11 protein-coding genes are annotated in these 7,805 nt (G+C 53.6%); 8 read left to right on the top strand and 3 right to left on the bottom strand.

Annotated elements, in window-relative coordinates; all coding sequences use genetic code 11:
- The 6 genes from IEX97_RS13630 to IEX97_RS12555 all read left to right on the top strand — a co-directional run.
- Positions 1–221: AbrB/MazE/SpoVT family DNA-binding domain-containing protein (locus IEX97_RS13630; RefSeq protein WP_229776900.1), on the top strand; the 221-nt coding region annotated here is incomplete at its 5' end.
- A gap of 20 nt (positions 222–241) precedes the next feature.
- Positions 242–385, top strand: coding sequence for a transposase domain-containing protein (locus IEX97_RS12575; RefSeq protein WP_188883454.1), 144 nt, complete (start codon positions 242–244; stop codon positions 383–385).
- A 152-nt stretch (positions 386–537) separates the two neighbouring features.
- On the top strand, positions 538–852 hold the full coding sequence (locus tag IEX97_RS12570) for a transposase (protein ID WP_229776899.1): 315 nt from the start codon (positions 538–540) through the stop codon (positions 850–852).
- 539 nt (positions 853–1,391) lie between these two features.
- Positions 1,392–1,988, top strand: a complete 597-nt coding sequence (locus tag IEX97_RS14025) for an RNA polymerase sigma factor (RefSeq protein WP_188883453.1) — start codon at positions 1,392–1,394, stop codon at positions 1,986–1,988.
- Complete coding sequence (locus IEX97_RS12560) at positions 1,963–2,727, top strand: hypothetical protein (RefSeq protein WP_188883452.1); 765 nt, start codon at positions 1,963–1,965, stop codon at positions 2,725–2,727. The genes IEX97_RS14025 and IEX97_RS12560 overlap by 26 nt, the downstream gene beginning before the upstream one ends.
- Before the next feature lie 97 nt (positions 2,728–2,824).
- The gene (locus tag IEX97_RS12555) at positions 2,825–3,286 is read left to right on the top strand and encodes a hypothetical protein (protein ID WP_188883451.1); all 462 of its coding nucleotides are present in this window, start codon (positions 2,825–2,827) and stop codon (positions 3,284–3,286) included.
- Positions 3,287–3,674: 388 nt separating this feature from the next.
- Here the strand turns inward: IEX97_RS12555 and IEX97_RS12550 are convergent, their stop codons facing one another.
- The 3 genes from IEX97_RS12550 to IEX97_RS12540 form a co-directional block, all read right to left on the bottom strand.
- On the bottom strand, positions 3,675–3,929 hold the full coding sequence (locus IEX97_RS12550) for a YhjD family protein (RefSeq protein ID WP_188883450.1): 255 nt from the start codon (positions 3,927–3,929) through the stop codon (positions 3,675–3,677).
- 68 nt (positions 3,930–3,997) lie between these two features.
- Complete coding sequence (locus IEX97_RS12545; protein WP_188883449.1) at positions 3,998–4,213, bottom strand: alpha/beta-type small acid-soluble spore protein; 216 nt, start codon at positions 4,211–4,213, stop codon at positions 3,998–4,000.
- A gap of 411 nt (positions 4,214–4,624) precedes the next feature.
- Positions 4,625–5,407 (bottom strand): YheC/YheD family protein, encoded by a 783-nt coding sequence (locus tag IEX97_RS12540; RefSeq protein WP_188883448.1) that lies wholly within the window; start codon positions 5,405–5,407, stop codon positions 4,625–4,627.
- Here IEX97_RS12540 and IEX97_RS12535 point away from each other — a divergent pair.
- Positions 5,393–5,881, top strand: coding sequence for a hypothetical protein (locus IEX97_RS12535; protein WP_188883447.1), 489 nt, complete (start codon positions 5,393–5,395; stop codon positions 5,879–5,881). The genes IEX97_RS12540 and IEX97_RS12535 overlap by 15 nt on opposite strands.
- A gap of 687 nt (positions 5,882–6,568) precedes the next feature.
- Positions 6,569–7,708, top strand: a complete 1,140-nt coding sequence (locus tag IEX97_RS12530; protein ID WP_188883446.1) for a hypothetical protein — start codon at positions 6,569–6,571, stop codon at positions 7,706–7,708.
- Positions 7,709–7,805: the final 97 nt, after the last annotated feature.

Raw genomic sequence — 7,805 nt, 5'->3', positions numbered from 1 at the left:
TGGAGTTGCGGCGGACGATGGGGATTGAGAAAGGCGACGGCCTGGAGATATTCGTGGACGGGGAGTACATCCTCCTGCGGAAGTACGCGCCGGGGTGTGTGTTTTGCGGGGAGGCGGAGGATTTGGTAGCGTTTTACGGAAAGATGGTATGCGGTAAATGCAGGAAGGAGTTAGGAGATGGCATCCTTGAATCGTGGAAACAATTGAAGCGCGCGCGTTAGCGTGGCATTTGGGATGCAATGTGTGGGTAAAAGGGCACCCGTTCGCATACCTGCAGCATCTGTTTGAGCGGCTGCCGAACACAGACCTGGACAGCCCGGACGCATTGGATGCCCTGCTGCCATGGTCAGCGAGCCTGCCGGAAGCGATTCGAAAGGCGCGGTGAATAGGTTGTCAGACTGACGCCCTCACCCATGCAAGGTGGGGACGGTTTGACGCTTATGCACCACCGTCAAACGAGCTCTGGCGGCTGCTGACGCGATCGTATCGCAATATCTCCTCATTTTCATACTCCCGTGGCGTCGAAGTCCGACATGGATGTCTCACTCAAGATTCTCTAGCGGAGCTAAACTCGTTGCTTATGCAGGGATTGACCCGACTGTACATCAATCCGGGGAGTTCACTGGAATCCGCAACAGAATGTCTAAGCGTGGTTCACCGTACCTTCGACGAGCCATTTGGCTAGCTGCCACGACAGCGAAGACATACGACCCGACATTGAGGGATTTCTATGAGCAAAAGCGGGCACAGGGCAAACATCACTTGGCTGCGATAGGTGCCGTCGCTCGTAAGTTGACGCATATCATTTACGCCGTGTTACGTGACAGGAAACCATATGCAATACATGTATGATTATAGAAATTAGACAAACCCGTATTCGGTCCTGGGAATATATATCTGAATTTTTGGATTCCTACATTATGTAGGCCAAAGGTATTCAACCCCTTGACATTTGATATCTGGTCTTGACGGGACACTACCAGCCATGGGAAAGGCGGCAGTCACCTGGTTCCACGCCCACTTTTTCCTGCACATGGCGATCGACGATAGAAACCACGCCCAACTGGTCGGCGAGCCAAGACCACAGCGGGTCGGCGCCGACGCGGTATGGGATGATAGGAAAGTCAGCGTTTGTATTGGGATCTCACTGGAAGTGCAACTGGAAATCCTCCCGCATAGATGACACTCGCGGACTTCCTTCGTCATGTATTCGTGAAACACCTACCCAAAATTCGATGGGCGCCGCATTGCGGGCGCGGAAGATGAGGTGTGTGCTAACACCATCCTATTAGTACCCCGTTAAGATCGACAATCGGATTAAGAGAGTGAAACATTTTCAGATCATTATCGGTCAAATGAATATAGAACAAAGAAAAAGAGGTGGATTATGAGTGACATCAAATCCTCCTGAATGGCCCCATGTTGGTGTGGATGATGAAGAAAGCTTCACTCGTTTTGCGCAAGAAGTAGGTTCACAGGCATTACGCATAGTATTTAGTTGGACGCGCAATCTACAGTTATCAGAAGATCTGGTTCAGGAGGCATTTCTACGAGCATGGAGATCAAGAGTAGCAATTACAGGGAATGCACGAGCTTGGTTTTATAGAATCCTTTGGAATACCTTTATCGATTACCAGAGGCATGCAAGGCGCCGGCACGAAGTCGATCTGGAGAGCAACATCTCGTTCGTAGAATGCTGCGAACCTTATGCAAACATCGAGGACCAAATTGACATTGCCCTCTCATTAACTAAACTGTCCGACCTTGACAGATATCTAATCGCGCTACGTTACGGTGGGGATTTCACTTGCAAGGATATATCTACAATTACAGGGATTCCCACGAGCACCGTCAGAGTCAAAATCCACAGGGCACTGAAACAGATCAGACGTAATCTTTTGTCGACAAAAGCAAAGTCAGAACGTTCACAGATGAATAATTCAAGTGAGCGGAGGAGATTTCATGAGGAAGTTCATGGAGAGTTCTAATTTTGAGTCCTTGGAAGACGTTGAGGATTTACTTAAGAACTACTATTTATCAATCAATACGAGAGGGATTGATTTCGAATCTATGGCCAAAAAGGTCATATCTAGTGAGAAGACCAGTAACGGTGAAATGCTCAGTAACTTCGAATCATTATTCCCAATCCGTTTTCATAAAAAAATGAATACGCTCCGCACAGGGTTGTGGATTAGTGCTTGTGTATTGACGCTCAGCTTGGTACCAGTTGCTTTTTATGCTTCACCGAACTGGCTGCAAGAAGCGTATGCATCGGTGCAACGTTTTTTGATCCCATTATCAGTATTGGAGTCCAACGACAAACAAAAACTTATATCAATAATAAATTCTTATAATTCTCCATCATTATCTGAATTGGGTAACCCGACTCCGGCAAGACCGGAACCTTCGACTCTTAAAGTGCCATCCAAAATGAGAGGCTTTACCGGCCCATTCAATGTAACGGTTAAGAGTGGCCATGCACATCTTCTTGCTTCAGTAACGACACTCAAAGGCGGAATTGCCGTGGAGGGCAATTTTTATGACGGTGGGTACATTATTTGCATACAAGTCAATAGTGGTCGAATATACACGAGTTCTGTGAAGGTTGGCAAAGTTATCGTAAGCAGCAACTACATCGCTACTCCTCCAGGTACGTACGATGTATACATTGCATCCACGAAGTCTACGTCCCAATCGTATAGTTCCATAAATGTCTATTTCAATTAGAGTATCTACCTTAAATAGAAAAATTTTCAACACCATTTACACTAATACAAATATGATATATTATAGTAGACAATAAGTGCTGAAAGGATGATCGATAATGAAGAAGAGTCTGTTAAGTATCGGAGCAGCTTTGGTCGTTGTTTTGACTCCTGGGGCGTCGTTTGCTAAGAACACACAGGAACCTACTTCCACTCTCGTTCCTCTTTCTACTTTTGCTAATGCGAAAAACTTTACGACGTCTATTCAGATCCAACCAGAAGCAAGAGGCAGTGAAGGTCCATTCTATGCGCGAAACGTGCCTCCAGGTTATGCGGCGGAGATTGCGATTGCGACTACGGTTGCCGGAGGTATTTCCGTTGGAGGATACTTCGCTGATGGTGCGCAAATTATCGTCGTGAACGTGAACAATTACAATCAGTACTCGGGTCCGATTATCAGTGGTACCGTGTCCGCTCTAAATGACTACGTTAACTGTCCGTCAGGGACTTACGAGGTATACGTTGGGAATCCAACAACAAAAACTCAATCTTATGGACCTCTCACTGTCTACTATAATTAAATTTTAAAGGTAATTACCTCAAGTTTTACAGTTAGACCCCTCTGGGTCGAGGGTACGAACCGCGCTACGGCGCGGTTTTTTCGCCGTTCTGGTCCTCTTTAATATAGATCTCGGAATCGCAACCAGTAGCCAAAGTTGAGTAGTGTCGACCACCCGGAAACCGAACCCGGAAACCGAACCCGGAAACGTATCCGTCAAACGCAGCACACCTCGTATCGGTCGGCGTGAGACTGGATAATCGTCTCAAACGACATCGAGGAGGGTGCTGCAGGTGTCGAGAGTAGAATTACGCAAACAGTGGGAGCAGCGTATCGCGGAGTTTCGTGCCGGAGGGTAGAGCGTGTCGGCTTGGTGAAACGTTCAATGAGCGATGTTCCTCTCGCCTTGTTCATCGCCGCCCCACCCCCGCCCTCCGCAACCGCCCCTCCGCCTCCGCGTCGAGCATGGGACGCATGTACACGGCCTGCCGCTCCCAGCCGCGCTCGACGTAGCGGATCATCGTGTCGAGTTCGGTGTCTTCGCGCTCGACAAAACGCACGCCGGCGGCCGCGAGCTGTTGCTTGAGTTCGCGGCGCCGGCGATACAGTTGGCGTTCGATGTATTCAAGGACGAGGAGTTCGCGGAGGATGGAAGAGACGCGCATGGTTTCACCCCCGAACGTGTGTTCCGTGCCCATCAGTATATGACACGCCGGAGTGAACCACAACAGATTTACTGCTGCCCAGCCAACTGCTGCTCCGCAATCTGAACCAGCCTCTTGGTGATGTTCCCGCCGATCGCGCCGGTGTCGCGCGTCAGCATCGTGCCCCAGTAACCGTCTTGCGGGATGGAGATGCCGAGTTCATGTGCGATCTCGTATTTGAGTTGTTCCAGGACGCGGGCGGACTGGGGAACGACGGGGGTGTTGCGTTTTTGGCCGAGTGCCATAGGTTGGATGCCTCCCTTCGGTGGGTAGGATGCCCGATGGGGAGGGGTTGATGCGATTGCAAACGCGATTGCAAACCAAATTGCAAACGAACGTGACAAAACAGCCCGGACGCAGTATCACATGACGATGAGAACACACGGACGGAAGCGGACTTCGCGGACGTAATGGAACATGGCGGACAGGGTGATATGATACCCCGAGAACTGCAAAACCTCGATTCCCCGGTTCGAATCCGGGTAGCGCCTCCAGAAAAATGCAAGTGTGACGCGGCCTTTCGGGTTGTCCGAGAGGCCGTTTTCATGTTGGCTGCAAATATTTTGCTAATCTTCATATCTTGATCCAAGTACCATACGGAGCACCTTTTTGCCCTGGCGAGTTCGGTGCCTGCCGCGCCATCAAGCGGCAGACGGTCAAACTCGCCGCCTGTTGCTGCGCAGTGCTCGCTGGTACTGGCTCCACCGGTGTTCAATCAACCGGCCCAATCCGGGATTGGACCTCAATTGCTTCATCAGGTGGTGGCTGGGCCCCGTGTTCTCCTCGATCAGCCAAACCCTTCCGCTGCGGTCGATGCCGATGTCGAATCCGAGTTCCCGATAGGGCTGATATGTGTCGAAGTGACGAGCGGCCGTCAGGGCTAGCCGCTTCATTTCCCGCACGCAAGTCTCGGCACGTCGGGGACCGAATACGGTGCGTAGCGCCTGTTTCACCTCCATCACGCGGCCGTGGCTGAGCGCCACGTTGGTCACCACACTCCCGGGCCCCGCCACCTTGGCCACCATCCCCGAGTACAGCCACGGACCGCACGGGCGGGTCCGCTGTACCATCACGCGGATGTCCACAGGGCGCCCGCCAATCCGAATCAGTGATATGCCCTGCTGCACCATGTACGCCCCGTTCTCCTGCAGCCGCTCCACGTGTCGCACTGCCTCGTCCTCGCAGGTGAACGATCGCGCCGGATGGATCGTGTGCTTCACCCAAACGTGTCCGCCCGCCCGCCACACCTTGATAATGCCGCGGCCTCGTGAGCCGCCCGACGGCTTCACGAACACGGTGCCGTACCGGTCCAGGAAGCGCCGCAGGATGCGAGGCGTTGCGTCCGCCTCTCTGGAACACGGGACAAAAGACGCCCATATGATACCGATGGAGAGCCTGTTAGATGGAGAAAGCGAGGGAGTACCGTGGAAGGAATTCACGTGTATGCGACACCTTGGGAGATGATTCTGCAACACCTCAGACACAGCATTCGAGCCGAACAAATCTTCTGTTCGTTAACTACGGAGATGAAGTGGTTGCCGACACTCGCCAATCAACCGGAGTTGGCTGCGGTGCACAAGCAAAATTATGAAACCAGTTATCATATGAACACCGCAGCAGGCAACCTTTTACGGTTGAACCGTGGCTGGACGTGGACGGACGAGGATCAGACGCGACTCGTAGTCATGACAGTGGAATGTCTGTTGGAAGCATACGCCCACCTGAAGCAGGCGGCAGCGGCGATGTCGCGGCTGATCGCCGCGGACCCGCAGGCAACACGGCTGCTCCAAGCAGCTCGACATTGGCACAAGCAGAGGAAGTACTGGTTGCGGCAGGCGACACATCTGTTGCGTAAAACTGTCACGCCGAACGTGTGGGAACAGGGCGTGCATTTGGTCGAACGTGCGGGCTGACTCAGAATCACCGCAAAGCAAAGGGCGGCTGGGCCGGGGCCATCGAGGGGGCACCTGGTGTATAATGGCCAGTTTCTGGGAAGCTAGCGGCTGACACTAAAGGCCGGTCACATAGCAGCAATACCGGCATCCGTCAGGTGAAGGAGCAACACGACGGCACGAGGCACTGTCGCGGTCCAGTTCTGTGGTATTTATTCGGACATCACACGTCTGCCCCCAACCTTTATGGTGGGGGCCCCGTTCACTCCCCCAATTCCGACCTCCCAACCCACTGCTGCTCCCAATCTGCACGAGCCTCTTCGCGTTGTTCCCGTCGATCGCGCCGGTGTCGCGCGTCAGCAGGGTGCCCTAGGAGCGTGTCTCAGATTTATTGTATGTTCATGCGAAATGCTGAGTAAAAACAATCATAATGATATGCAATGTGACGGCTCATCTTCCACGCCCGCAATGCGGCGCCCATCGAATTTTGGGCAGGTATTTCACGAATCCATGACGAAAGAAGTCCGCGAGCGTCATCTATGCGAGAGGATTTCCAGTTGCACTTCCAGTGGGATCCCAATACGAACGCTGACTTTCCTATCGTCCCATACCGCGTCGACACCGGCTCGCTGTGGTCTTGGCTCAGCCGACCAGTTGGGCGTGGTTTCTATCGTCCATGAATCGTCGATGCGGAGAAGGTGATTCCCGATGGTGCTGACGGCCTGGGGGATGAAATGGTGGACGCTGGCTGTACGTTCGTTCGTGATGGGCTCTGCCATGACCCTTGTCGTTGTGAATGGGGATCCGAAGATTGCGGTGGCGACACCAGCCACCAAGTCCGCCCAGACTCTGCCTGGATTGAGCGCCACGTTCGGTGTGCCCGGTGACGGCAAGTTTCCCGCTGCTGCCGTCGCCTGGCTGTTGGCGCACAGTCCGGTACCCGTGATGTGCCCGACGGAACTGAGCGGCCTGCAATCTCGTGGGCCTGGTGAAGCGTTGGCCGTGACTTTGGATACGGATGCCCAAGGATACGGCGCAGACATCTTCTGGCGACCTGCACATAGCCACACGCGCACATTTTCCGACGCCACGTTCGAGGGATCTTTTCAGGGCCGCCGCGAAGACCAAGAGAAATGGTTCGATTCAGTTATACATCTCCATGTACGCGAACCGATGGCAGACGGCGGGATTGAGCGTACGGTTCGCCTGCCATCGGGAAAGAAGGCCATTTGGGTGCACGTGGACAAAGTACAGGATGATGCTTTCTTCTGGTCGAGCGGACGTTGGCAATACCTCACGCACACATTCGGAGCGTACAGTCAAGGGCAACAGGCGCTGAGCTTTGCGCGCACGATTGACACATGGACAGTTCGCCACGGGCCTGTCGTCCGAGGTGTGATGAGAGGGTTCGTCCTTGCCGACCAAAACGGCAACCGGCCCTCCTTTGTCGTCGGGTGGACGTTCGGGGATGGCGTGTGGTATGAAGTCGCCCTGCAGCGGCTCCCGGATGCGATGCGGATCGCGCAGGAGATGATGCTCGTCGTCGCAGCGCCGATGACTCAGCCGCGCAGCCGCTCGACCATCGCCGCAATCGCCTGCGGAACAGGTGTCACGGGCCGGCCCAACAGTTTTTCGAAGTCGTCACTGACGACGTCCAGCGCTCCTTCTCGGATGGCGCGCTGGATGGCAACCAAGAATGGGATGATCGGCTCAGGCACCCCAGCACCAGCCATGATCTCTGCGTACCGGTCATCGTCCACATGCTCCACCGGTACCGCACGGCCAAGCACATCGCTGAGCATGGCAGCGAGATCGTCGTACGTGATGGGCGGTCCTGACAATTCGTAGATGGAGTTTTCGTGCCCGCTGCCCGTTGTCCACGCTCGCTTTATTTGACGGCGTTTTTCCAACCGTCATTGTCACCTGGAATTGTGGCGCATTCCAA

This window comes from Paenalicyclobacillus cellulosilyticus, assembly GCF_014647315.1.
GTDB classification, from domain to species: Bacteria; Bacillota; Bacilli; order Alicyclobacillales; family Alicyclobacillaceae; genus Alicyclobacillus_J; species Alicyclobacillus_J cellulosilyticus.
The sequence above is the reverse complement of the archived record's forward strand: the minus strand, read 5'-3'. Positions and strand labels throughout refer to the sequence as shown.